Raw genomic sequence first — 22,470 nt, 5'->3', positions numbered from 1 at the left:
CGTCTCCCCGACTGAAACAAAGGATCCCTCTCGTGTCCAAGAGCATCGAAGTCAACGACCTCAACGTCTACTACAGCGACTTCCTCGCCGTCGAAGGCGTCAGCATCGACATCAAGCCCAACACCGTCACGGCCTTCATCGGCCCGTCCGGATGCGGCAAGTCCACCTTCCTGCGCACCCTCAACCGCATGCACGAGGTCATCCCCGGGGCTCGCGTCGAGGGCGAGGTGCTGATCGACGGCAAGAACCTCTACGGGGCCGGCGTCGACCCGGTGCTCGTGCGTCGTCAGGTCGGCATGGTCTTCCAGCGCCCCAACCCGTTCCCCACGATGTCGATCAAGGAGAACGTGCTCGCCGGCGTGAAGCTGAACAACACGCGCATGTCCAAGAGCGATCAGGACGCGCTGGTCGAGAAGTCGCTGCGCGGCGCGAACCTGTGGAACGAGGTCAAGGACCGCCTCGACCGTCCGGGCTCCGGCCTCTCCGGCGGCCAGCAGCAGCGTCTGTGCATCGCCAGGGCGATCGCCGTCTCCCCCGACGTGATCCTGATGGACGAGCCGTGCTCCGCGCTCGACCCGATCTCGACCTTCGCGATCGAGGAGCTCATCGCCGAGATCAAGACCCAGTACACGGTCGTCATCGTCACCCACAACATGCAGCAGGCGAGCCGCGTCTCCGACAAGACCGCCTTCTTCAACATCGCGGGCACCGGCAAGCCGGGCAAGCTCATCGAGTACGACGACACCCGCACGATGTTCACCACGCCGTCGGTGCAGGCGACCGAGGACTACGTCTCCGGCCGCTTCGGCTGAGCATCCCCTCTTCCCTTCTCCCCCTCCTCCCCCTCCTCCCTTTCCCCCCTCCTCCCTTTCCCTCTCCTCCCTTTCCCTCTCCTCCCTTTCCCTCTCCTCCCTTTCTCTTTTCCCGGGCACAACTTCGGACCCGGCTACAGAAACGCCGTGCATCCGTCTGGATGCACGGCGTTTCCTGTCTCTCCTCCGAAGCCGTGCTCGGAGAGCGCACGACGGCACTCCTTCTGCACACCTAGGAAGGCGGAGGTTGTCTACACAGAGGCCGTTCGCGCGGCAGCTGATGGGTGCCGCACGGAGCGATGATGTCGCGATGTGCGCCTCGTCATCTGTGGAGATCTGGACCTGGAGAGAGCTGCGGGCGCGCCGGTCACGGCGCGATCTGGAAGGGGCCGTGCGACGGGGTGAGCTTCGACGCGTGCGCCGCGGGATCTACGCATCGTCGACCGCCTGCATCGCCGCCGTCGAGGCTGCAGAGCACGGCGGATCGCTCGGATGCGAGTCTGCGGCGCGACACCTCGGCCTCTGGGTGCTGAGCAGGCCCCGGATGCATGTCTGGCTCCGCTCCGATCGGCATCACCACACAGGTGCCAGCGGGGAGTGCGACTGCGTCCGCCATTGGGATGCAGGACCCTCCCCGGAGAACTTCGCCCTCCCTCCGATCACTCGAGTTCTCCTTCAGATCCACGGGTGCGTCGGGGATGAAGCGTTCTTCGTCGTACTGGAGTCCGCCCGTCGTCTCGGTCTTGTCACGGAGCGCGACCTCTCCTGGCTGAAGAGCCACGGAAATGCCGCAGTGCGAGACCTCGTCACGTTCTCCCGTGCGGACGCCGACAGCGGTCTGGAGTCGCTGGTCCGCCTCCGGCTGCGGCGATTCGGCTGGACGGTGCGCGCGCAAGTACGGGTCATCGGCACCGGCATCGTCGACCTGATGATCGAGGAGTGGCTGATCATCGAGACCGACGGCAAAGGCAACCATGATTCCGAGTCGCACCGACATCGGGATCTGACCCGCGACGCGTCGTCGGCCGGATGGGGGCATCCGACGCTGCGTTTCGACTACGCGATGGTCGTCCACGACTGGGAGCTCGTCGAGAGCGCGATCGTCGCGACCATGGCACTCCGGCGGACGCCCTGACCGTTCCTGGCGTCACGCCAGCCGACGGCGAGATCAGCCCCGCCTTCGTGCGGGCACAACTTCGGATGCGACACCGAGACGCGCCGGCCCAAGGCTCTGCAACACCGCGTGTCGCGGGCCATCTCCGAAGCTGTGCTCGCACGGAGATGCGGCACGCCGGTGCAGGGGCACGGGCATCGGGTTGTCCGGGCAACGCCCGACGCGCTCAGTCGCGCGGCGAGAGGAGGTACTCGTTCAGCTCGGCGGTGAGGGCGCGATCGACCGGCAGGTCCACACCGTCGACGGCGGTGATCGCGGCGGCGAGGCGCACGCTCGAGACCAGCCACGCGGCATCCGCTCGGGGCAGATCGGATGCCGGGATCCGCCCGTACTCCACCGCGAAGCCCCGCCCGGCGAGGTGTTCGTAGACGCTGAGCTGCGTCGTCCCGTGCAGGATGCCGCCATTGGGCTCCGGCGTGACGAATCGGTCGCCGACACGCAGGATCAGGGAGGCGGTCGGCGCCTCCAGCACGAAGCCGTCGCGCGAGAGGAAGATCGCGTCGTCGGCCCCGCGCCGGTGCGCCTCGCGCAGGGCGGCCATGTTCACCGCGTATGACAGCGTCTTGGCGCCCAGCAGCAGCCATGGCGCACGCTCGGCGATGTCGAGGTCGTAGCCGCGGTCGAGAGTCACCACGCGGATCCCCCGGTCACGGACGACGGAGAAGTCGGATGCCGGAGCCGCCGTCACCCAGGCGGTCGGCGTCGGTCCGTGCTCGACCCCGCGGCTGAGGATGAGCTTGATGACATACTCGCCCTCCTCGCAGTGTGCCGCCGCACGCTCGACGGCCTGCCGCCACTGGGCCTGATGCGGGATCGGCAGGTCGCACAGCTGCGCCGAGTGCGCGAGCCGCTCGAGGTGAGGCACGACCTCCTGTGCGTGGCCGTCCACCACCCCGATCGACTCGAAGACTCCGTCTCCGCGCTGCGTGCTCAGCTCCCCCACGCTCAGCGCCGGGGCCGCCGCATCCACCAGAGTGAAGGTGTCGGCGAAGTCGGAGCGGCTGTCGTCCGCAGCCGCGGGATCGATCATCAGTGCGAAGCGCCGGGTCATGCTCCGAGCCTAGGGGGCCGGGAATAGGTACGCGGTGATCTTGTTACACTGGAATGGCCGGGCCGCATAACCCCGGGCTCCAAATATTGCCGCTGCGAGCGGCCTTCCGCCGAGAGGCGTTCTTGCGGCCCGGTCTTCTCATGTCCGGGGCGCATCGCCGCCTGCACCGGTCGGCCGGACCCGTCAGGACAGCGCATCCATGCGCCAGAGCACGGCCGAGGCCGACAGGTCCTGGGCGTAGCTGCTCAACCGAAGCGCCCGGGTCGTGAGCTCCGTGGCACGCGCGGGCTCGGTCGGCTCGTAGTCGTCCGCCGTGTGAGTGGCTCCGGAGGCCTGCACCCTGCAGAACGCCGCAGCTCGATCGAGGGCCACGGCGAAATCGCCCCGGAACGCTCCGCGCAGGATCGCATCGATGAGTGCCACGAGCTCGTCAGGGTTCGCGGGTACCGGCGCACCGGCGATCGCGGCATCGACCGAGGGCAGCTCCACTCTCCCCCGCTCGTAGAGCAGGGCAGCCGTCTGCGGGTCGCCGTGGATCGCGAGCTGCAGCAGATACAACCGCCACAGCGCCCCCGGAAGGGTACGCGACGGCGACTTCGACCACAGCTCCGCGATCTCGTCGATGCCGTGCTCATCCGTGAACGCGACGAGACGATCGGCGCTCACGCCGCTCTCGTCCGCGCGCACCCGGGTCAGCAGAGCGGATGCGGTCGCATGCGCGATCCGTGACTCCTCCGCCGGGTCATGACTGCCGACGATGTTGTCGAAGGCGCTCGTAGGACGCCGCACGGGACGGGAGAACTGCTCAGGCATCAGTCCAGGGTACGCGCCATCCGAGGCGTCAGGCCGTCGGGATCGCGAGGACCGGATCAGTGGTGGGGAGTCCGGAGGGAGATCCGCCGTCCTGCTCGATCGTCACCGCGATGACGTCACCGGCCTGCATGTCGCCCGCGAGGACGGCTGTCGCCTCCCCGTCATCCGCCGCGAAGACACCCGCGGAGACCGGAGTCTCGCCTCGGACGTACCAGAGCTCATAGGTCTCGCCCTCGGAGAGCGCGGGGATGCCGTCGGTGACCAGCACCGACTTGCCGAGCGACGCCGACCAGTGCGCCGTCGCCGTTCCGCCGCCCTCGATCGGGACGCTGGCCTGCTGCGCGTCTCCGGCCGCCTGGATGTCCTCCAGCGCCACGACGCTGGCGGGCCGGTTCACGTACGAGTTGATCGCGACGGCGCCGGCACCCACGCCGACGAGCAGCGCGAGGCATGCGGCGAGCGCGAACAGGATGCGCAGTCGATGGGCCGGAGCCTTCGGGGCTGCGGCCCCGTCGGCGCTCGGCGGCGTGTCAGCCGTGCCACCGGCATCCGCTGCGGAGGCGGAAGAGGTCTCGGGAACGACATCCGGCACCGTGTCGGGGACGATCACGTCGCCACCCTGCGGCGTCACGGCGATGCGAGCGAGCAGCGCGGCGCGGATGTCGGGCGAAGGAGCGGCGGGCGGCGTGCCCTCGGCGAGGAACGCGACGCTGTCGGCATCCTCGTCTGCGATGCGCTGCCATTCAGGATGCGCCGCGAGCGCAGCGTGGTACCGCTGCTGGTCGTCGGGCGACAGCGCATCGAGTGCCGCGCCTGCTGCCAGTTCTGCGAATTCCTGCTCGTTCATGCCGTCACCCCCATAGCGGTCCTGAGGCGCGAGAGTCCGTCTCGCATCCGTGTCTTGATGGTCCCCAGCGGTGCTCCGACGAGCGCCGCGACTTCGTTCTGACTGTAACCGCCGTAGTAGGCCAGGACGAGAGCTTCGCGCTGTGCCTCAGGAAGGCCTGAGAGTGCGTGAACGACCTTCTCGCCCTCGATGCCCAGTTCCACCGTCTCCGCGACACTGTCATGCGCGACCCCGATATCCCTGAACCCGGCCCGCACATCCCGGTCCGCGCTGGACTGGGATGCCCGTACCCGGTCGACCGCACGACGGTGCGCGATCGTCATCACCCAGGTTCTTCCCTGCCCCTTGTTCGGAGCGAACCGCGAAGCGGATTGCCAGATCTCCAGGAAGACCTCCTGGAGCACCTCCTCGCTCTGCGAGCGGTTCACGAGGACCCGGAGGATGAGGCCGAAGACGCGGGAGGAGAGCGAGTCGTACAGCTCCGCGAATGCGCGCTGGTCACCGTCGCCGATGCGAACGAGCAGGTCAGCGACAGCATCCCGTGCCGTACCGTCTTCCGGTACGTCCATCCCATCGATGACCATCTCTACCAGCATGCCGCATCCACCACGCTTTCCCCTGCATCCGACGCCCGAAAGAGACGGAAACGAGTCCTCTTAAGTGCTCGTCGTCGAAAGCTGTTCGCTGTGACCCCCCGAGACGGATTGGAATCCGCGTCCGCGAAAAAAGTTCTCGATTCTTCCCATCCGATCTCCGGGGGGCTCCGAACGACTGTCAACGCCACGGAGAGGCCGTGGCTGAGTTCTGAAGGAGCTTGAGATGTTCAGCACCAAGAAGAAGGTCACCGCAGCGATCACCCTCGGGCTGGCGAGCGCATTCCTGCTCTCCGCATGTTCCATGGGTGGAACCACCGACGAGCCGGCAGAGTCGACGGCCCCCGAGTCGTCCGAGACGACGGCCCCCGAGACGATGGACCCGGCAGCCAACCTCGTCGGCCCCGGCTGCGCGGCATACGCCGAGGCTGTGCCGGACGGCGCAGGATCCGTCGAGGGCATGGCTCTTGACCCGGTCGCCACCGCCGCATCCAACAACCCCCTGCTCAAGACCCTGACCGCGGCAGTCAGCGGTCAGCTGAACCCGGATGTCGACCTCGTCGACACGCTCAACGGCGACGAGTTCACGGTCTTCGCACCGGTCGACGACGCCTTCGCGAAGATCGACCCCGCCACCATCGAGGCACTCAAGACCGACAGCGCCACGCTGAGCTCGATCCTGACGTACCACGTGGTTCCCGGCCAGGTCATGCCCGAGGACATCGTGGGAACCCACGCCACCGTCCAGGGTGCTGACCTCGAGGTCACCGGCAGCGGCGACGAGCTGATGGTCAACGACGCCAACATCATCTGCGGTGGAGTCCAGACCGCGAACGCCACCGTGTACCTCATCGACTCGGTGCTGATGCCCCCGGCCGAGTAAGGCACGGGAACGCCGAGACGGACACTCGGTAAGCCATCTGGCCGATCGGGGGAGGTCGGCGAGATGGAGAAGGAGCCGCTGACGATACGTCGTCAGCGGCTCCTTCTTTGCGCAAGCTAGGATGAAACGGTCGACCTTCGGGCCGACGTACGGGCCTTTAGCTCAATTGGCAGAGCAGCGGACTTCAACGAAATAGGAGCGCCCCGGGGGAAACTCCGGGGATGACACCACTCAAAGTCGGGGAACCCTTCCTGGAGACAGATGGCGATCCCGAGCCAAGCCGGACGCAAGTCCGGAAGGTGTAGAGACTGGACGGGTGGCACCTACGGCGAGAGCCATGGTGAAGGGACAGTCCAGACCACGAACATCCGTGAGGATGGCGGCGAAAGTCGAAGTGGCAGGTTAATCCGCGGGTTGTGGGTTCGATCCCCACAGGGCCCACCATGTGAGACCACTCACCGCGCGTCGCAGACCGATGTCGGTGTCGGTACCTCGCGGTACCCTCGCTCCATTCCGGGAGGCGAGATGAGCGATGAGGCATCGGTCGGCGTATCACCTGCGTCGCTCAAGCGCTGCGGGACGTGCGGTACGTCGAAGCCGGGTACGGATTTCAACCGCAAGTCCTCGCGAGCGGACGGCCTGCAAGAGGTGTGCCGCGACTGCAATCGTGAGTCCTCCCGCCGGTACGACGCCCACAGGCGCGAGCACCACATCGCAGTGATCCGCGCCAGGACAGATGCGCAGCGCGCGAGGAGCCTGTCCTTCATCGCCCAGTACCTGCTCGCCCACCCCTGCGCGGACTGTGGCGTCGGAGATCTCCGTGTCCTCGACTTCGACCACCGGCCCGGTGCACCCAAACGCGACGCGGTGATGCAGCTGGTGCGGAACGGATTCAGCATTCGCACGATCGCGGAGGAGATCCGCCAGTGCGACGTGCGCTGCCGCAACTGTCACGCGATCGTCACCTACGAGCGCATGGACGGCGACTGGCGTACCCGTGCGATGGCCGGCCGTCTCGCCCCGCGCTGACCGCAGGCCCACCGTTATCACCGCCGACCGGATCCGGCCAGCCCCTTAACGGCATCCGTCCGGTGCGAGAGAGTCGTGGCGTCCCCATCCGGGACATCCATCCCCACGAAAGGACGCATCATGGCGACTCTCACCGACAGCCGAGTGGCATTCCTCGCGACAGACGGATTCGAGGACAGCGAGCTGACCAGTCCGTGGGAGGCGGTGCAGGGCGAAGGCGCGAGCGCGACGCTCATCGCGCCGGACGGACAGCAGATCACCGGCAAGAACGGTCACGTGCAGCACGTCGACCTCACCTCGGAGAAGGCGACGGCCGACGAGTTCGACGCGCTCGTGCTGCCGGGCGGCGTCGTGAACGCCGATCACCTCCGGCTCGACAAGCCGTCGATCGACCTCGCCCGCTCGTTCTTCGAGCAGCACAAGCCCGTCGCCGTCATCTGCCACGGAGCCTGGATCCTGATCGAGGCCGGTGTGGTCGACGGACGCACGCTGACGAGCTACCCGAGCCTCGCGACCGACCTCCGCAACGCAGGAGCCACCTGGGTCGACGAAGAGGTGGTGGTCGACGCCGGACTCGTGTCGAGCCGCACCCCCGATGACCTCCCTGCCTTCAACGCGAAGCTGATCGAAGAGGTCGCCGAGGGGAAGCACGCCGAACAGACCGCGTGATCCGAGCCTCCGGCGGTCCGGTGTCAGGCGCCTGCGCGCGCCCTGTGACGCCGGACCGCCGCTCTGTTCGCACAGCGCACCGAGCAGAAGCGCTGACGGCCGTTACGGGTCACATCGACGACCACGTTCGTGCACGGCAACGCCTCGCAGCGGCTCAGCCGATCCATCCCCCGCGTCACCAGGTGCAGTGACGTGCCGACGGCGAAGATCGCGCGCAGCACGTACGGCAGCGACTGCACATCGTCGCGATAGTGCAGGTGCCAGCCCTCTCCGTCGTGGTTCGTCAGACGGGGATACGCCGCGGCCTGCACCATCTGCGCGTTGAGGATCTCCGCACGCGCAGCAGGATCCTCCGCGTCGACGATCCGCAGCCAGTCGTCGACGACCTCCCGCACACGCTCGTGGTCGTCGGGCGCGGGCGGGAAGGTCATCGTCATCCCCATCCGCAGGGTGCGCTCCTCGATGCCGGCCCGGTCGGCGGGGAACTCGTCCGCGAGTGATGCGGCCAGCAGCACGGCGTACTCGCCGTAAGGGTTGAGATGCATAAGGCCATTACATCACGCTGGATGCATGACCTCATTGCACACCCTCCCCATCCCCCGCCAGACCGCTCGGCCGCACGAGCACGCGTGGGTCGTCGACTCGCGGCATCCGACCAGCGAGGGCGTCGTCGTGTACGTCAGCTGCACCGGATGCTCGGCGCACCGTGTCGACCTGCAGACGCACTCGCAGACGCCGCCCACGGCGCTCAGCCGCGAGACGACCGGGGATCCCGACGCGTTCAGGCCGTGAGCTCGATGAGCCGGCGCACCGTGCGGAGGTTACGGGCCGTGCCGGCGACACCCAGCACCCGATCGAGCACGGCCTTGGTGAGCTTCGTGCTGTGCACCCCGCCCTCCCCGTAGTCGATCCACAGGTCATCGCCGACGAGCGCGATCCGCTCCCCCGGCACGAGACGCTCCTGCAGAGCCTCGACCGCGCCGGACGACGCGGGGCTTTCAAGGAACATGGCGTGCAGCATCTTCTCTGAGGCGTCCGTGAAGGGCTGCCGCTGCACCGACGCGACGAGCGCATCGTGCGTGCGGAGGACCACCGGGGTGCCCACGTCGAACTCCGCAGCGATCAGGGCACGCACACGCGCGCAGGCCGCCGCTGGATCGGACGGATGGTCGCAGACGATGTTGCCGCTCGCGATGTAGGTCGACACCTCGCCCAGGTCAGGGGCGAGCAACGCCCGCAACTCCGCCATGGGCACGCGATTGCGGCCGGAGACGTTGACGGCCCGCAGGAGCAGGACGCTGCGCGTCACGCAGTCCCGCTCTCCGCCGACTCGGGGTTCGCCTGGGCGAGCTCGGCACCGGCGTGGGCGAGTTCGGCGAGTGCCGCCGCGCTCGGCTCCGACGCCACCCCCGCGATCAGGTCGGTGAGGACACGCACCTGCACACCGTGCGCGATCGCATCGAGGGCCGATGCGCGAACGCAGTGGTCGGTGGCGATGCCGACCACATCAGCCTGCAGGACACCGGCAGCGGTCAGGATCGAGCCGACCGTCTCACCGGCATCCGTCGCTCCCTCGAACATCGAGTACGCGGGCCGCCCCTGCCCCTTGTGGACGTGGTGCGTGACGGCGTCCGTCACGAGCAGCGGGTCGTAGTCCGCTCCTGGCGTGCCGGCGACGCAGTGCACCGGCCAGGTGTCAACGTAGTCCGGATCCTCGGCGAAGTGACCGCCGTTGTCGCCCTCCGCGTCATGCCAGTCGCGGGAGGCGACGATCACGCGGTAGTCGCCCGCGTGCGCCGAGAGGAAGGCGGAGATGGCGGATGCCACGGCATCCCCGCCGGCGACGGCCAGCGCACCGCCCTCGGTGAAGTCGTTCTGCACGTCGACGATGAGAAGCGCTCTGCCCATGCACCGAGCGTACGCCGCAGTACGCGAGCTCCCCAAGATGGAAACCAAAAGGCCCCGGGATGCTTTCGCATCACGGGGCCTGCTGGAGCCGCTTGTCAGAATCGAACTGACGACCTTTTCATTACGAGTGAAATGCTCTGCCGACTGAGCTAAAGCGGCGCGATGAACGATATTACCCGTTCCGGAGCCGCACCGCGAATCGAGCCCGTCTCACTCGCAGCGGACGTCGGTCTCGGGCACGACATCGTCGAGCAGGAAGGCCTCGACGGCGTCGTCGACGCACACGTTGCCCTTGTTGTATCCGGTGTGGCCTTCGCCCACGCGCGTGATGAGGACGCCCTCCTCGAGCTGCTTCGCGAGCGATTCGGACCACTGGTACGGCGTCGCGGGATCGTTCGTGGTGCCCACGACGAGGATCGGGCCTGCGCCCTCTGCGGTGATCTCGCCACGCGTTCCGGTGGGCGGGTACGGCCACACCGAGCAGGAGTCCGGACCGTTCCAGTACGGCGCGATCGTGGGGGCGCCCTCGGTGATCTCCGCCTCGGTCGCCGCCTCCGCCGCCGGGTCGTCTTCCACGGGGTAGTCCATGCAGTTGTAGGCGCGGAAGGCCTCGCTCGAGTTGTCGAGGTAAGAGCCGTTCTCGCGGCCGTTATAGAAGTCGGCGAGGACGAACGCGGTCGTCGGGTCGCCCTGCAGCGCCTCGTCGAACGCCTGCGTGAGGTACGACCAGCTGTCCGCCGAATACAGTGCGGCGATGATGCCGGTCATGAGCGCATCGGCCCCGAGCATCCGTCCGTCGCCGTTCTGCAGAGGCGACGCGTCGACGCTCGCGAGAAGCGCGCCGAGATCGGTCATCGCCTCATCCACCGAGCCGTTGAACGGGCACTCCCCCGAGTCGAGGCAGTCCTGCATGTACGCGCGCAACGCCGACTCGAAGCCGAGCGCCTGCGTCGCGCCGACCTCGAGGCCGGAGACCGCGGGATCGATCGCGCCGTCCAGCACCAGGCGTCCGGCCTTCTCCGGATACAGGCTCGCGTAGGTGGCACCGAGGAACGTGCCGTACGAGTAGCCGAGGTAGTTCAGCTCCGTGTCGCCGAGGACCGCGCGGATCAGATCCATGTCGCGTGCCGCGTTGATCGTCGTGATGTACGGCAGGATGCCGTCGCTGTTGGCCTCGCACGCGTCGGCGAACTCCTGGTGAGCCTCGAGGAGCTCGGCCTCCCACTCGGCGCTGCCTCGCTTCGCCTCCGGGATCGTGTAGAGGTAGTCGTCCATGTCGGCCGCGTCGAAGCAGGTCACCGCGGTCGACTCCCCGACGCCGCGCGGGTCGAACCCGATGACGTCGTAGTTCTCGATCAGATCGGCACCCACCGCGAAGTCGAGGCTGTCGCGGATCAGCTCGACACCGCTGGCGCCCGGCCCTCCGGGGTTGGTGAGCAACGAGCCCTGCGCGGTGCCGGTCGCCTGATGGCGCACGACCGAGAGGGTGATGTCTCCCTCGCCGGGATTCTCCCAGTCGAGCGGCGCGGTCACATCCGTGCAGTCGAAGCCGGTACCGCACTCCGTCCAGGTCAGGGTCTGCCCGTAGAAGGGCATCAGGTCTTCCGCGACGCCGTCGGTGTCGGGGGCGTTCGTGACCGAGGGCTGGGGATCGGCCTGCTCGGGGATCATCGCGTAGAGGCACCCGGAGAGTGCGACGGACGCGGCGGCCAGCCCTGCGATCACCGCGACGGCGCGGCGCAGACGGGAAGTCGGTCGATTGTTCACGGTGTCCTCCCGCTCGTGACAGTCACGAGCAAGCTCTCGAGGGCGAGCAGCGGTGCGACGTTTCGCTCCAGCGACTGGCGCGTATCGGCAAGGTGGTCGAGTACGACAAGCGTACGGGTCTCGGGCCAGGCGGCAGCGAGCGCTTCGAAGTCCTCGCGCAGCTCACGGTTGATGAGGGCGTCTCCCCGGCCGAACTGCAGCATGACGACGTCACGGAACAGGGACTGCAGATCGGTGAGCACACGGTCGATGCCGTCGCGCAGGCTGCGGGTCGCACGCTTCTTCTGGTCGTCTTCGAGGGCAGAGATCTGCGAGCGGAGAGCGGGCGGGACCGCCTGCCCTTCGGCGATGCCCACCGTGCGCAGCAGGCTGGCACGCTCGGCGGCGTCACGCTCGGCCGTCAGCGCCTTGGCGTCGTCGGTCGCGGCCTGGATGATGCGCCCGGCGACCTCGACCGCGTCGCTGACGCCGCGCACCGCGAGCACCGACCGCAGCGTCTCGTCTCGCCGCCGGCGCGCAGCATCGTCGGTGGCGAGGCGCTGGGCCATGCCGATGTGCCGCTGGGCGTGACGTGCGGCCTGCTCGGCGACGACCTCGTCGACCCCGGTGCGCAGCGTGATCAGGCGGGCGACGTCGGCCACGTCGGGCTCTCGCAGCCGCAGCGAGCGGACCCGGGAGCGGATGGTCGGGAGCAGGTCGGCCTCGCTGGGCGCGCACAGGATCCAGACCGTCTGCTCCGGCGGCTCCTCCAGTGCCTTCAGCAGGACGTTCGAGGTGCGCTCGACCATGCGGTCGGCATCCTCGACCACGATCACGCGGTAGCGTCCGGCTGATGGCGCGAAGTAGGAGCGCTCGACCAGAGCGCGGGCCTCGGCGATCGTGATGATGACCTTGTCGGTGCGCAGCGCCGTCACATCGGGGTGCGTGCCGGCGAGGACCTGGCGCATCGCCGCCTCGTCATCGGGGTGGTCGGCGATCAGCGCTGCCGCGAAGGCGTACGCCAGCGTGGAGCGCCCGGAACCGGGCGGCCCGGTGATGAGCCACGCGTGCGAGAGCGCGGACGGATCGGATGCCGCGCTCCGCAGCGTCTCGACGGCGGCATCCTGCCCCCACACGTCAGCCCACGGGAACGGAGCGGCGACAGTCTGGGGCATTCCCTCAGCCTAATCGGGAGCACCGACGTGCACGGCATGCGGGCAAGGTCGGCGGCCGTGGCGATGCCGGCGCTCAGCCGTGGCGACGCCGTCGCTCAGCCGTGGCGATGCCGGCGCTCAGCCGGGCGACCCCGGCGCTCAGTCGAGCAGAGCGGACACGCGCTCGCGGATCCGATCGGCGATCGACTCAGCGGTTCCGGCCGCGTCGAGTACGAGGAAGCGATCGGGTTCCGCGGCTGCGAGGTCGAGGTAGGCATCACGCACCCGAGCGTGGAACTCGGTCTTCTCCGCCTCGAGGCGATCGAACGGCTTGTCGGCCGAGTCGAGGCGCACGCGCGCCGCCTCCGGGTCGAGATCGAGCAGCACGGTGAGGTCGGGCAGCGCCCCTTCGGCGGCCCAGAGCGACAGGTCGCGGATCTCCGCACCGTCCAGCACGCGGCCGGCGCCCTGGTAGGCGACGGATGAATCGAGGTAGCGGTCCTGCAGCACGACCTCGCCCCGCGCCAGCGCCGGACGCACGACCGTGGCCACGTGGTGCGCACGATCCGCCGCGTACAGCAGCGCCTCGGCGCGGGGAGCGATGTCGCCTCGGTGGTGCAGCACGATCTCGCGGATCAGCTGACCGACGTCCGAACCTCCGGGCTCACGCGTCCGAAGCACGGTGCGGCCGGTCTCCACGAGCCAGTCCGCGAGGAGGTTCGACTGCGTGGTCTTGCCCGAGCCGTCGCCGCCCTCGAGCGTGATCCAGAGACCGGGGTCCGATGTCACGAACCGGCCTTCTTCGCCGCGTTCGCCGCACGCGTCGCCGCTGCCTTCTTGGCGGCAGCCGACCGAGCCGCAGCCTTCTCGGCATCGCTCGCGGCTGTCTTCGTGGCGGGAGCCTTCTTGGCGGCCGGCTTCTTCGCGGCGGGCTTCTTCGCCGCCGGCTTCTTCGCGGCCGGCTTCTTGGCCGGTGCCTTCTTCGCGGCACCGCGCTTGGGCGCCGGCCCCTTCGCGCGCTTGTCGGCGAGCATCTGCACGGCGGTCTCGAAGGTGATGTCCTCGACCTTCTGACCGCGCGGGATGGTCACGTTCGTCTCGCCGTCGGTGACGTAGGCGCCGAAGCGGCCGTCGCGGATGCGGATCGGCTTGCCGCTGACCGGGTCGGCCTCGAACTCGGCGAGAGCGCTCGACGCGCGGCGCGATCCTGCCCCGTACTTGGGCTGGGCGTAGATCTCGAGTGCCTTCTCGAGCGTCACGTCGAAGATCTCCGACTCGCTCTCGAGCGACCGGGAGTCGGTGCCCTTCTTCAGGTACGGCCCGAATCGACCGTTCTGCGCGGTGATCTCGTCGCCCGTCTCCGGGTCGGCGCCCACGACGCGCGGAAGGCTCAGCAGCTGCAGCGCCGTGTCGAGGTCGATGGTGTCGACCGACATCGAGCGGAACAGCGACGCCGTGCGCGGCTTCGGCGCGGCATCCTTCTTCCCTCCGCGCTTCGGCTTGGGCGCCTCCACGACCTCTCCGGTCGCCTCGTCGACGGCGGCGTCCTCGGACACCGGGTCGTTCTCCTGCACGTAGGGGCCGAACCGGCCGTCCTTCACGACGACGATCTTGCCGTTGTCGGGGTTCGTGCCGAGCACACGGTCTCCCGCGACGGGGGCGTCGATGAGCTCCTGCGCCTTGGCCGCCGTAAGCTCGTCGGGCGCGAGGTCCTCCGGCACGTTCACGATGCGCGGCTTCTCGTCCGGCGCCTCGGGGTTCGCGACCTCGAGGTAGGGACCGTACTTGCCGAAGCGCAGCGTCGCGTTCTCTGTGATCGGCGTCGAGTTCAGCGCACGGGCGTCGATCTCACCCAGGTTGTCGACGACCTGACGGAGGCCGACGTGCGAGTCGGAGCCGTAATAGAAGGAACGCAGCCACTCGACGCGCTTCTGCTCGCCCCGGGCGATCGCATCCAGGTCGTCTTCGAGTGCGGCGGTGAAGTCGTAGTCGATGAGGTCGGCGAAGTGCTCCTCGAGCAGTCTGACGACACTGAACGCGAGCCAGGTGGGCACGAGCGCCTGGCCGCGCTTGGTCGCGTAGCCGCGGTCGATCACGGTGCCGATGATGCTCGCGAAGGTCGACGGGCGGCCGATGCCGTGCTCCTCGAGGGCTTTGACGAGCGAGGCCTCGGTGTAGCGCGGCTTCGGGGTGGTGCGGTGACCCTTCGCCTCCGAGTCCGACATGCGCAGCCGGTCGCCGACGGCGACGGCGGGCAGAGACTGGTTCGCCTCGGCGTCCTTGTCGTTGCGCTTCTCGTCGCGCCCTTCCTCGTACGCCTCGAGGAAGCCCTTGAACGTGTACACGGTTCCGGATGCGGTGAACTCGGCGTTCTGCCCCGCGGCGTCGACCGCGATGGTGACGGTCGTCGTCTCGTACTTCGCGTCGGCCATCTGGCTGGCGACGGTGCGCTTCCAGATCAGGTCGTAGAGGCGGTGCTCTTCGCGGTCGAGCTCCGAGGCGACGGACTTGGGCGTGCGGAAGGTCTCTCCCGAGGGACGGATCGCCTCGTGCGCCTCCTGCGCGTTCTTGCTCTTGGACTTGTAGACGCGCGGCTTGAGCGGCACGGCGCTGTCACCGTAGAGCGCGACGGCCTGGCTGCGAGCAGCCTGCACCGCCTGGGTGCTCAGCGCGACCGAGTCGGTTCGCATATAGGTGATGTAACCCTTTTCGTACAGTCGCTGAGCGACGCTCATCGCCTGCTTGGCGCTCATCGAGAGCTTGCGGCCCGCCTCCTGCTGCATGGTGGAGGTGGTGAAAGGGGCGTAGGGGCTGCGGGTTCCGGGCTTCGCCTCGACCTTGGTGACCGCACCGGTGCCGGCCGCGTCGACGGCGAGCGCGAGCTGGGCGGCCTTCTGCTCGTCGAGGATGACGACGGCCTTCTTGAGCTTTCCGTCGTCGTCGAAGTCGGTGCCTCGGGCGAGCTGCCCGCCGTCGACCCTGACCAACCGCACCGTGAACCCGGACGTCGACGAGGCGAGCGCCTCGACATCCCAGTACTCGGCCGAGACGAACGCCATGCGCTCGCGCTCCCGCTCGACGATCATGCGGGTGGCCGCGGACTGGACGCGTCCGGCGGAGAGGCCGGTCTTGACCTTGTACCAGAGCACCGGGGAGACGTCCCAGCCGTACAGCCGGTCGAGGATGCGGCGGGTCTCCTGCGCATCGACGAGGTCGGTGTCGAGTTCACGGGTGTTGCCGATGGCCGCCTGGATCGCGTCCTTGGTGATCTCGTGGAAGACCATGCGCTTGACGGGCACCTTGGGCTTCAGCGTCTCCAGCAGGTGCCACGCGATTGCCTCGCCCTCGCGGTCCTCATCAGTGGCGAGCAGGAGCTCGTCCGCCGTCTTGAGCGCGCGCTTGAGTTCGGCGACCGTCTTGGTCTTGCGATCGGAGACGACGTAGTAAGGGTCGAAGTCGTTGTCGACGTCGATGGAGTACTTCCCGTACGCCTGCTTGTCGGCGGCGGGGATGTCCTTCTTGTCTGCGAGGTCGCGGATGTGGCCGACGGAGCTGAGCACCTCGTAGCCGTCGCCGAGGTACCCCTGAATCGACCGCATCTTCGTCGGAGACTCGACGATGACGAGCTTCTTGCCTTCAGCCAAGGGAGCATCCTTTCTTCGAAGCACACCATACACACCGCCGTGATGGGTTGGTCCACGGAGATCGCCTGCATTTTCGCGGGAAAGTGCTTCGCGCCGCCGTCATGTCCCCTCGGGTGGCCCAGCACGGGCTCGGGAGACGGCAGCGAGTCCAGCGTACGCCGCCTTCACCTGCACGGTCGCCACGAAGCCGTCGAGCGAGCACTCCGTGAGCGTCGCCGCCGAGGCGGCGGCGACGCGGGCGGCGAGCGTGCACGGGGCCTCCGCGGTGGCGACCGCCCCGCTGGCCGCGTCGGCCGCTGCGAGAGCCGCGGCGTCGGCCGCACCCGCTGCTCGCTGCGCCGTGACGGCGGCACCTCCGACGGCGGCGAGGCCGAGGGACAACGCTGCGGCGACCGACAGGATTCCTGCGGCGAGTGCGGAACCCGCCATCACGACCCCCTCTCGGCGGTCCGCATCAGAGTCCCCCGGCGAGCGCGCAGCTCGACGCTTCGAGCGGGATGCGGATGAGCCCGCCGATCGCCACGACGGAGCGCGCGCTCACGCAGACGAGGTCGTCCGAGGTGCGGCTCGACATGCCGGCTCCCGGCACGGCGGCGGAGACCACGCGGATCGCAGCCCCCGCACCCTCTCCTCGCCCCAGCAGGCGCGCAGCATCGGCCGCCGCGTCCTGCAGGGCGACCTGGCGCGACGCCGCTCCGAGGGCTCCCGCTCCGAGCAGCAGTGCGAGCACCACCGCAGGGAGCGCCAACGCGAGTTCGGCCGCTGCGGAGCCTCGGTCGTCGCTCTGCCGTGCGTATCTCACGACACCGTGAGAGCGCGGCGCACGAGATCGGTGAGGATGCCCCGCACCTCGTCCGACCTCATGATCACGACGAGCATGCCGGCGAACGCGACGGCGGCCATGGTGGTGATGGCGTACTCCGCCGTGGCGGCGCCGCCGTCGTCGCCGAACAGGGCGGCCGAGCGGCGATGTGTAAGCGGAGGGAGGGTGTTCATGTGTCCTTCTTTCTCTGGCGGACGCGGCGCGTCCTGGGGTGTGGTCAGGGTCGACGAATGACTGTGCATCACGGCAGCGGGGTCGATGCGAGAACGCTCAACAGCAGGGGCGCGACGCCGAGGAGCAGGAACGCCGGGAGCGTGCAGACGCCCAGGGGTATCAGCAGCGCGGTGGACAGCTTCGCTGCCCGCAGCCGGCCTTCGATCCGCGCCGAGTGGCGTGCCTGTCCCGCAGCGGCACGCAGCAGCTCGCCGGCGGGGACGCCGGCCGTCTGAGAGAGCTCCAGGACCGACCGGATGCGCGAGTCGTCGCCCGTACCCCCGTCAGCGCCGTCGCGGGGCACCGCGCTGACGCCGACGAGGCTCAGAGCCCGTTCGATCGACGCCCCGCCCGACAACGCCACCGCGAGGAGCTCCTCCTGCATTCCCGGTGTGCCGAGGCTGGGCTGCGCCCGACTCAGCAGGCGGCGCGTCCACACCCGCGCCGCGAAGACGAGCAGCAGTCCTCCTCCGACACAGGCTGCTCCGAGGGGAGTGCCGATCACGGCGAGGGTGTCGAACCCGAGCGCGAAGCCGAGCAGCAGACCGGCGAACGGCATCCACAGCAGCAGCCTGGCCGTCCCGGCCGGTTCGGCGAGCGCGATGCGCACGTCGTCGGCGGCGGACGAGGCGTCGCGCAGGGTTTCCGCGATCGCGCGCAGCACGTCGACGAGTGGTGCGCCGACGATGGTCGCGACCTCCCACGCCGCGGCGAGGTCCCGCCAATGCCCACCTTCCGCCTCGATGGCCGGAACCAGGGGTGCTCCCTCATCGAGCCGCCGCACGATGCTCTCGGCGCTCGGGTCGCTGATCGAGGCGAGATGTCGCCAGGCGGCGTGCGGTGCAGCACCTGCCTGGAGCAGCACGGCGAGCGTCTGCACGGAGGCCGCGGGATCCGCATCCGCTGCTCGGTGCGCGCGCCGCCGCCACCTCACCACGGATGCACCTCTTCTATCGCGAGACGTTCCCCTGCGAGCGCGAATGTTCCCGCCCTCGCGACCCGCCGCCGTCCACCGGCGCCGCGCTCCAGATGCAGGACGACGCTGATAGCGCTCACGACCTGGCGAGCGAGGGCGGTGGCATCCATCCCGGCCAGCGCGCCCAGCGCTTCGAGCCGCGCCGGTACATCGCTCAGCCCGCTGGCATGCAGGGTGCCGGCACCTCCGTCGTGGCCGGTGTTCAGCGCGGTCAGCAGCTCTCTGACCTCTTCGCCTCGGCACTCCCCCACCACGAGACGGTCCGGACGCATCCGCAGCGATTCGCGCACCAGGCGGGACAGCGTGATGCCGCCTGCTCCCTCGAGGTTGGGCTGTCGGGCTTCGAGGGCGACGTGGTGCGGATGTCGTGGGCGCAGCTCGGCGACGTCCTCGATCGTGATGATGCGCTCGTCCGCCGGCACCTCGGTCAGCAGCGCGGACAGCAGCGTCGTCTTGCCTGTGCCCGTGCCACCCGTGATGAGGATGTTCGCTCGCGCAGCCACCAGCTCCAGCAGCCACTCGTGCTGCCCCGGATCGAGGGCACCGAGCGCGGCGAGTGCGGCGAGATCGGCCGCGCGCACACGGGGAATCCGGATCGACAGAGCCGTGCCGGACGTCGCGACGGGCGCGAGCACGGCGTGCACCCGGATGCCGGAGTCCAGCCTGACATCGACGCAGGGAGCCTGGTCGTCGAGGTGTCGACCGCCGAGACCGACGAGGGCGACTGCGAGATCTCGGACCTCGCGTTCGGACGCGCTCCACGACGGCACCCGCACCGTGCCGTGCCCCCTGTCGACGAAGAGTCCTGCCGCGCCGTTGACGAAGACGTCCGTCACCGATTCATCGGCGCAGTGCTCGATGAGCGGACCGAACACCGGGTCGAGGTCGAGAGGCTGCTGGCCCTCACGCACGACACCGGCATCCCACGGCGACTCGCCGCGAGGTCGGATGACGAAGGGATCGGGCATCCCCTGAAGCTAGGCGCGCGAGCCGGCGCTGCGAGGACGAGAAACCTCGGCCCTTCAGCGGTTGTGAGCAACCCCGAAGACGCGGCATCAGTGCAGAGGGGGAACGCGTCGACCCGCTCTGCGTCGAGGGAGAGCCGAGAGCGCTCCCAAAGAGATGGGCGGCATCTCACGGGGGGAATGAGATGCCGCCCACGGCGCGACGCACGATGGGGGCATCGGGCGCGCCAAGGCCAGAATGAGAATTCGGCTGTCGTCGAGTGTACGCAAGGCGACCGTCCTGACAAAACCCGTCGCACTACCGACTTTCGGCAGTATGCGCTGTCGGTGGCCGAGACTAGATTCGCCCTGACCTGATCGCGCCCCCGCGCGACCATGCCCGCACGACCTGCCATGCCGCAAAGGAGCGCCTGCCGATGAGCAGCCAGATCGACCATCTTCTCGATGAGACCCGCCAGTTCCCGCCCTCCGAGGCATTCGTCGCGCAATCGGTCTCGTCACCCGCCCTGTATGAGAGCGCCGCTGCCGACCGTGAGGCGTTCTGGGCCGAGCAGTCCCGCGAGCTCCTCGAATGGCACAAGCCGTTCACGCAGGTGCTCGACTGGTCGACACCGCCGTTCGCGAAGTGGTTCGACGACGGGGAGCTGAACGTCGCCTACAACTGCCTCGACCGCCATGTCGAGGCCGGCAACGGCGACCGCGTCGCGCTGCACTGGGAGGGCGAGCCCGGAGACTCGCGCACCCTCACGTACGCCGAGCTGACCGAGGAGGTCAAGCGCGTCGCCAACGTGCTCGAGGGACTCGGCGTCGGCCACGGCGACCGCGTCGCCATCTACCTGCCGATGATCCCCGAGGCCGTCGCCGCGATGCTGGCGGTCGCCAGGGTCGGCGCGATCCACTCCGTCGTGTTCGGCGGGTTCAGCGCCGACAGCCTGCGCTCTCGCATCGACGACGCGGGCGCCAAGCTCGTCATCACCGCCGACGGCGGCTACCGCAAGGGCCGGGTCTCCGCGCTGAAGCCTGCCGTCGACCAGGCTCTCGCCGACCGCGGCGAGGGCGAGCAGCAGACGGTCGAGCACGTCCTCGTCGTCAAGCGCGGCGAGAACGAGGTCGAGTGGCAGAAAGGCCGTGACCTGTGGTGGCACGACGTGGTGCCCGCGGCATCCGCCGAGCACACCGCCGAGGCGTTCCCGGCCGAGAACCCGCTCTTCATCCTCTACACCTCGGGCACGACGGGGAAGCCGAAGGGCATCCTGCACACCTCCGGCGGGTACCTCACCCAGGCGGCCTACTCGCACAAGTACGTGTTCGACCTGCACCCCGAGACCGACGTCTACTGGTGCACGGCCGACATCGGCTGGATCACCGGGCACAGCTACGTGACCTACGGCCCGCTGGCGAACGGCGCGACCCAGGTGATCTACGAGGGCACCCCCGATTCCCCGCACCCCGGTCGCTGGTGGGAGATCATCGAGAAGTACAAGGTCTCGATCTTCTACACCGCGCCGACCGCGATCCGCTCCTTCATGAAGATCGGCCGCAGCGTTCCCGCGAAGTTCGATCTGTCGTCGCTGCGTCTGCTCGGCTCGGTCGGCGAGCCGATCAACCCCGAGGCCTGGATCTGGTACCGCGACGTGATCGGTGCCGGCACGACGCCGATCGTGGACACCTGGTGGCAGACGGAGACCGGCGCGATCATGGTCTCGGCACTGCCCGGCGTGACGGCGACCAAGCCCGGCTCGGCGCAGGTCCCGCTGCCCGGGATATCGATCGACGTGGTCGACGAATCCGGCGAAGAGGTCGGCAACGGCAACGGCGGCCTGCTCGTGATCACCGAGCCCTGGCCGAGCATGCTCCGTGGCATCTGGGGCGACCCCGAGCGCTACAAGGAGACCTACTGGGAGAAGTTCGAGAAGCAGGGGTACTACTTCGCCGGCGACGGTGCGCGCCTCGACGACGACGGCGACCTGTGGCTGCTGGGACGCGTCGACGACGTCATGAACGTGTCGGGCCATCGCCTCTCGACCGCCGAGATCGAGTCGTCGCTCGTCGCACATGAGGCGACGGCCGAGGCCGCAGTCGTCGGCGCCGCCGACGAGACCACGGGTCAGGCGGTCGTCGCCTTCGTCATCATCAAGGAGAGCTACCTCTCGGCGCATGATCCGGCCGGTCTCGCGCAGCAGCTGCGCCTCTGGGTCGGCGAGCAGATCGGCGCGATCGCCCGCCCCCGCGACGTCTACATCGTCGGCGAGCTGCCGAAGACCCGCTCGGGCAAGATCATGCGGCGACTGCTGCGAGACGTGGCGGAGGGCCGCGAGGTCGGCGACACCACGACGCTCGCCGACACCGCAGTGATGAGCATCATCTCGGCGCAGGTCAAGTAAGGCCCAGGTCGAACAGGACCGGATGCAGAACGCCCCCTCCCGATCCGGGAGGGGGCGTTCTGCATGGATGCGTCAGGCGAGGATGAAGGAGACCTCGACCTCGACCGGGCTGTCGAGAGGAAGCACCGGCACGCCGACGGCCGCGCGGACGTGGCGTCCTGCGTCGCCGAAGATCTCGCCCAGCACCAGGCTCGCGCCGTTGATGACGCCCGGCTGGCCCGTGAACTCCGGGGTGGATGCCACGAATCCGCCGACCCGCAGGACTCCCGCGATCCGGTCCACACCGCCCGCCGCATCGGCCGCCGCGGCGAGCGCGTTCAGCGCACAGGTGCGGGCATAGGCGTTGGCGTCATCGGCCGAGACCTCGGCGCCGACCTTCCCCGTCGCAGGCAGGGCGCCGTCCGTGAAGGGCAGCTGACCCGACGTGTAGACGAGACCGTCGTGGACGACGGCGGGAACGTACGCCGCCACCGGGGCGGCGACGGTCGGCAGCTCGATGCCGAGCTCGGTCAGGCGTGCGGAGACGCTCATGCCGCGCCTCCCTCGAACTGGCGCGATGCCTCGGCGGCGGCCGCGAGCCCTGCGGCGTTGCCCGTGGCATCCGCGGTCACCGGGCGCTTGAAGTAGGCGACGAGCCCGCCTTCCGGCCCCTGGACGACCTGCACGAGCTCCCAGCCCTGCTTGCCCCAGTTGTTGAGGATCGCGGCGGTGTTGTGGATCAGCAGAGGCGTGGTCAGGTACTCCCACGTGGTCATGGCACTCCTGTCTGGCCGCATCAGCGCGTGC

At 68.9% G+C, this 22,470-nt stretch carries 25 protein-coding genes and 1 tRNA gene; 7 read left to right on the top strand and 19 right to left on the bottom strand.

Annotation, left to right across the window (positions count from 1 at the left end; translation table 11 throughout):
• Positions 1-32 precede the first annotated feature (32 nt).
• Both pstB and ACESK8_RS10215 read left to right on the top strand, forming a co-directional pair.
• Positions 33-812 (top strand): phosphate ABC transporter ATP-binding protein PstB, encoded by a 780-nt coding sequence (gene pstB / locus ACESK8_RS10220; protein WP_372968495.1) that lies wholly within the window; start codon positions 33-35, stop codon positions 810-812.
• Between the two features lie 247 nt (positions 813-1,059).
• Positions 1,060-1,947 (top strand): endonuclease domain-containing protein, encoded by an 888-nt coding sequence (locus tag ACESK8_RS10215; RefSeq protein WP_372968494.1) that lies wholly within the window; start codon positions 1,060-1,062, stop codon positions 1,945-1,947.
• Between the two features lie 205 nt (positions 1,948-2,152).
• Here ACESK8_RS10215 and ACESK8_RS10210 read toward each other — a convergent pair whose 3' ends face one another.
• The 4 genes from ACESK8_RS10210 to sigK all read right to left on the bottom strand — a co-directional run bounded on the left by ACESK8_RS10210 (position 2,153) and on the right by sigK (position 5,293).
• On the bottom strand, positions 2,153-3,037 hold the full coding sequence (locus ACESK8_RS10210; protein ID WP_372968493.1) for an aminotransferase class IV: 885 nt from the start codon (positions 3,035-3,037) through the stop codon (positions 2,153-2,155).
• A 183-nt stretch (positions 3,038-3,220) separates the two neighbouring features.
• Positions 3,221-3,850, bottom strand: coding sequence for a DNA-directed RNA polymerase subunit beta (locus ACESK8_RS10205; protein ID WP_372968492.1), 630 nt, complete (start codon positions 3,848-3,850; stop codon positions 3,221-3,223).
• A 28-nt stretch (positions 3,851-3,878) separates the two neighbouring features.
• On the bottom strand, positions 3,879-4,697 hold the full coding sequence (locus ACESK8_RS10200) for an anti-sigma factor domain-containing protein (protein ID WP_372968491.1): 819 nt from the start codon (positions 4,695-4,697) through the stop codon (positions 3,879-3,881).
• Positions 4,694-5,293, bottom strand: a complete 600-nt coding sequence (gene sigK / locus ACESK8_RS10195; protein WP_372968490.1) for an ECF RNA polymerase sigma factor SigK — start codon at positions 5,291-5,293, stop codon at positions 4,694-4,696. The genes ACESK8_RS10200 and sigK overlap by 4 nt, the downstream gene beginning before the upstream one ends.
• Positions 5,294-5,516: 223 nt before the next feature.
• Here sigK and ACESK8_RS10190 point away from each other — a divergent pair, with 223 nt between their 5' ends.
• The 3 genes from ACESK8_RS10190 (at position 5,517) to ACESK8_RS10180 (ending at position 7,871) form a co-directional block, all read left to right on the top strand.
• A complete protein-coding gene (locus tag ACESK8_RS10190; protein WP_372968489.1) occupies positions 5,517-6,173 on the top strand; it encodes a fasciclin domain-containing protein in 657 nt (218 codons plus the stop codon).
• A gap of 525 nt (positions 6,174-6,698) precedes the next feature.
• On the top strand, positions 6,699-7,202 hold the full coding sequence (locus tag ACESK8_RS10185) for a hypothetical protein (RefSeq protein ID WP_372968488.1): 504 nt from the start codon (positions 6,699-6,701) through the stop codon (positions 7,200-7,202).
• 120 nt (positions 7,203-7,322) lie between these two features.
• On the top strand, positions 7,323-7,871 hold the full coding sequence (locus ACESK8_RS10180) for a type 1 glutamine amidotransferase domain-containing protein (RefSeq protein WP_372968487.1): 549 nt from the start codon (positions 7,323-7,325) through the stop codon (positions 7,869-7,871).
• 23 nt (positions 7,872-7,894) lie between these two features.
• Here the strand turns inward: ACESK8_RS10180 and ACESK8_RS10175 are convergent, their stop codons facing one another.
• On the bottom strand, positions 7,895-8,416 hold the full coding sequence (locus ACESK8_RS10175) for a CGNR zinc finger domain-containing protein (RefSeq protein WP_372968486.1): 522 nt from the start codon (positions 8,414-8,416) through the stop codon (positions 7,895-7,897).
• A 25-nt stretch (positions 8,417-8,441) separates the two neighbouring features.
• On the opposite strand from ACESK8_RS10175, the gene ACESK8_RS10170 reads away from it, so the two are divergent.
• Positions 8,442-8,663: a hypothetical protein gene (locus tag ACESK8_RS10170; protein ID WP_372968485.1), complete on the top strand. Its 222-nt coding sequence runs from the start codon at positions 8,442-8,444 to the stop codon at positions 8,661-8,663.
• Here the strand turns inward: ACESK8_RS10170 and ACESK8_RS10165 are convergent.
• The 12 genes from ACESK8_RS10165 to ACESK8_RS10110 all read right to left on the bottom strand — a co-directional run bounded on the left by ACESK8_RS10165 (position 8,653) and on the right by ACESK8_RS10110 (position 19,303).
• Complete coding sequence (locus ACESK8_RS10165; RefSeq protein ID WP_372968484.1) at positions 8,653-9,180, bottom strand: DUF1697 domain-containing protein; 528 nt, start codon at positions 9,178-9,180, stop codon at positions 8,653-8,655. The genes ACESK8_RS10170 and ACESK8_RS10165 overlap by 11 nt on opposite strands.
• Positions 9,177-9,779, bottom strand: coding sequence for an isochorismatase family protein (locus tag ACESK8_RS10160; protein ID WP_372968483.1), 603 nt, complete (start codon positions 9,777-9,779; stop codon positions 9,177-9,179). Before ACESK8_RS10160 ends, ACESK8_RS10165 begins: the two co-directional genes overlap by 4 nt.
• An 83-nt stretch (positions 9,780-9,862) precedes the next feature.
• A tRNA-Thr gene (locus tag ACESK8_RS10155) sits at positions 9,863-9,938 on the bottom strand.
• Between the two features lie 51 nt (positions 9,939-9,989).
• Positions 9,990-11,546 (bottom strand): alpha/beta hydrolase, encoded by a 1,557-nt coding sequence (locus ACESK8_RS10150; RefSeq protein ID WP_372968482.1) that lies wholly within the window; start codon positions 11,544-11,546, stop codon positions 9,990-9,992.
• On the bottom strand, positions 11,543-12,700 hold the full coding sequence (locus tag ACESK8_RS10145) for a DNA polymerase III subunit delta' (RefSeq protein ID WP_372968481.1): 1,158 nt from the start codon (positions 12,698-12,700) through the stop codon (positions 11,543-11,545). The genes ACESK8_RS10150 and ACESK8_RS10145 overlap by 4 nt, the downstream gene beginning before the upstream one ends.
• Positions 12,701-12,838: 138 nt before the next feature.
• Entirely contained in the window at positions 12,839-13,468 is a 630-nt protein-coding gene (gene tmk / locus ACESK8_RS10140) for a dTMP kinase (RefSeq protein WP_372968480.1), read from the bottom strand.
• Entirely contained in the window at positions 13,465-16,323 is a 2,859-nt protein-coding gene (gene topA, locus ACESK8_RS10135) for a type I DNA topoisomerase (protein ID WP_372968479.1), read from the bottom strand. The genes tmk and topA overlap by 4 nt, the downstream gene beginning before the upstream one ends.
• A 99-nt stretch (positions 16,324-16,422) precedes the next feature.
• Positions 16,423-16,752: a helicase gene (locus tag ACESK8_RS10130; RefSeq protein ID WP_372968478.1), complete on the bottom strand. Its 330-nt coding sequence runs from the start codon at positions 16,750-16,752 to the stop codon at positions 16,423-16,425.
• A 25-nt stretch (positions 16,753-16,777) separates the two neighbouring features.
• The gene (locus ACESK8_RS10125; RefSeq protein ID WP_372968477.1) at positions 16,778-17,125 is read right to left on the bottom strand and encodes a TadE family type IV pilus minor pilin; all 348 of its coding nucleotides are present in this window, start codon (positions 17,123-17,125) and stop codon (positions 16,778-16,780) included.
• Complete coding sequence (locus tag ACESK8_RS10120; protein WP_372968476.1) at positions 17,122-17,319, bottom strand: DUF4244 domain-containing protein; 198 nt, start codon at positions 17,317-17,319, stop codon at positions 17,122-17,124. The genes ACESK8_RS10125 and ACESK8_RS10120 overlap by 4 nt, the downstream gene beginning before the upstream one ends.
• Before the next feature lie 68 nt (positions 17,320-17,387).
• Positions 17,388-18,296 (bottom strand): type II secretion system F family protein, encoded by a 909-nt coding sequence (locus tag ACESK8_RS10115; RefSeq protein ID WP_372968475.1) that lies wholly within the window; start codon positions 18,294-18,296, stop codon positions 17,388-17,390.
• On the bottom strand, positions 18,290-19,303 hold the full coding sequence (locus tag ACESK8_RS10110; protein ID WP_372968474.1) for a TadA family conjugal transfer-associated ATPase: 1,014 nt from the start codon (positions 19,301-19,303) through the stop codon (positions 18,290-18,292). The genes ACESK8_RS10115 and ACESK8_RS10110 overlap by 7 nt, the downstream gene beginning before the upstream one ends.
• 413 nt (positions 19,304-19,716) lie before the next feature.
• Between ACESK8_RS10110 and acs the strand changes: the two genes are divergently transcribed.
• A complete protein-coding gene (gene acs / locus ACESK8_RS10105) occupies positions 19,717-21,684 on the top strand; it encodes an acetate--CoA ligase (protein ID WP_372968473.1) in 1,968 nt (655 codons plus the stop codon).
• 72 nt (positions 21,685-21,756) lie between these two features.
• Here the strand turns inward: acs and ACESK8_RS10100 are convergent, their stop codons facing one another.
• Both ACESK8_RS10100 and ACESK8_RS10095 read right to left on the bottom strand, forming a co-directional pair.
• Positions 21,757-22,215, bottom strand: a complete 459-nt coding sequence (locus ACESK8_RS10100; protein WP_372968472.1) for a RidA family protein — start codon at positions 22,213-22,215, stop codon at positions 21,757-21,759.
• A complete protein-coding gene (locus ACESK8_RS10095) occupies positions 22,212-22,439 on the bottom strand; it encodes a hypothetical protein (RefSeq protein WP_060926708.1) in 228 nt (75 codons plus the stop codon). Before ACESK8_RS10095 ends, ACESK8_RS10100 begins: the two co-directional genes overlap by 4 nt.
• Between the last annotated feature and the right edge of the window lie 31 nt (positions 22,440-22,470).

It is taken from the genome of Microbacterium sp. (genome assembly GCF_041641055.1).
In the GTDB taxonomy this organism is placed as follows: Bacteria; Actinomycetota; Actinomycetes; order Actinomycetales; family Microbacteriaceae; genus Microbacterium.
Note: the sequence above shows the minus strand (reverse complement) of the source record. Positions and strands in the feature narration are given on the sequence as shown.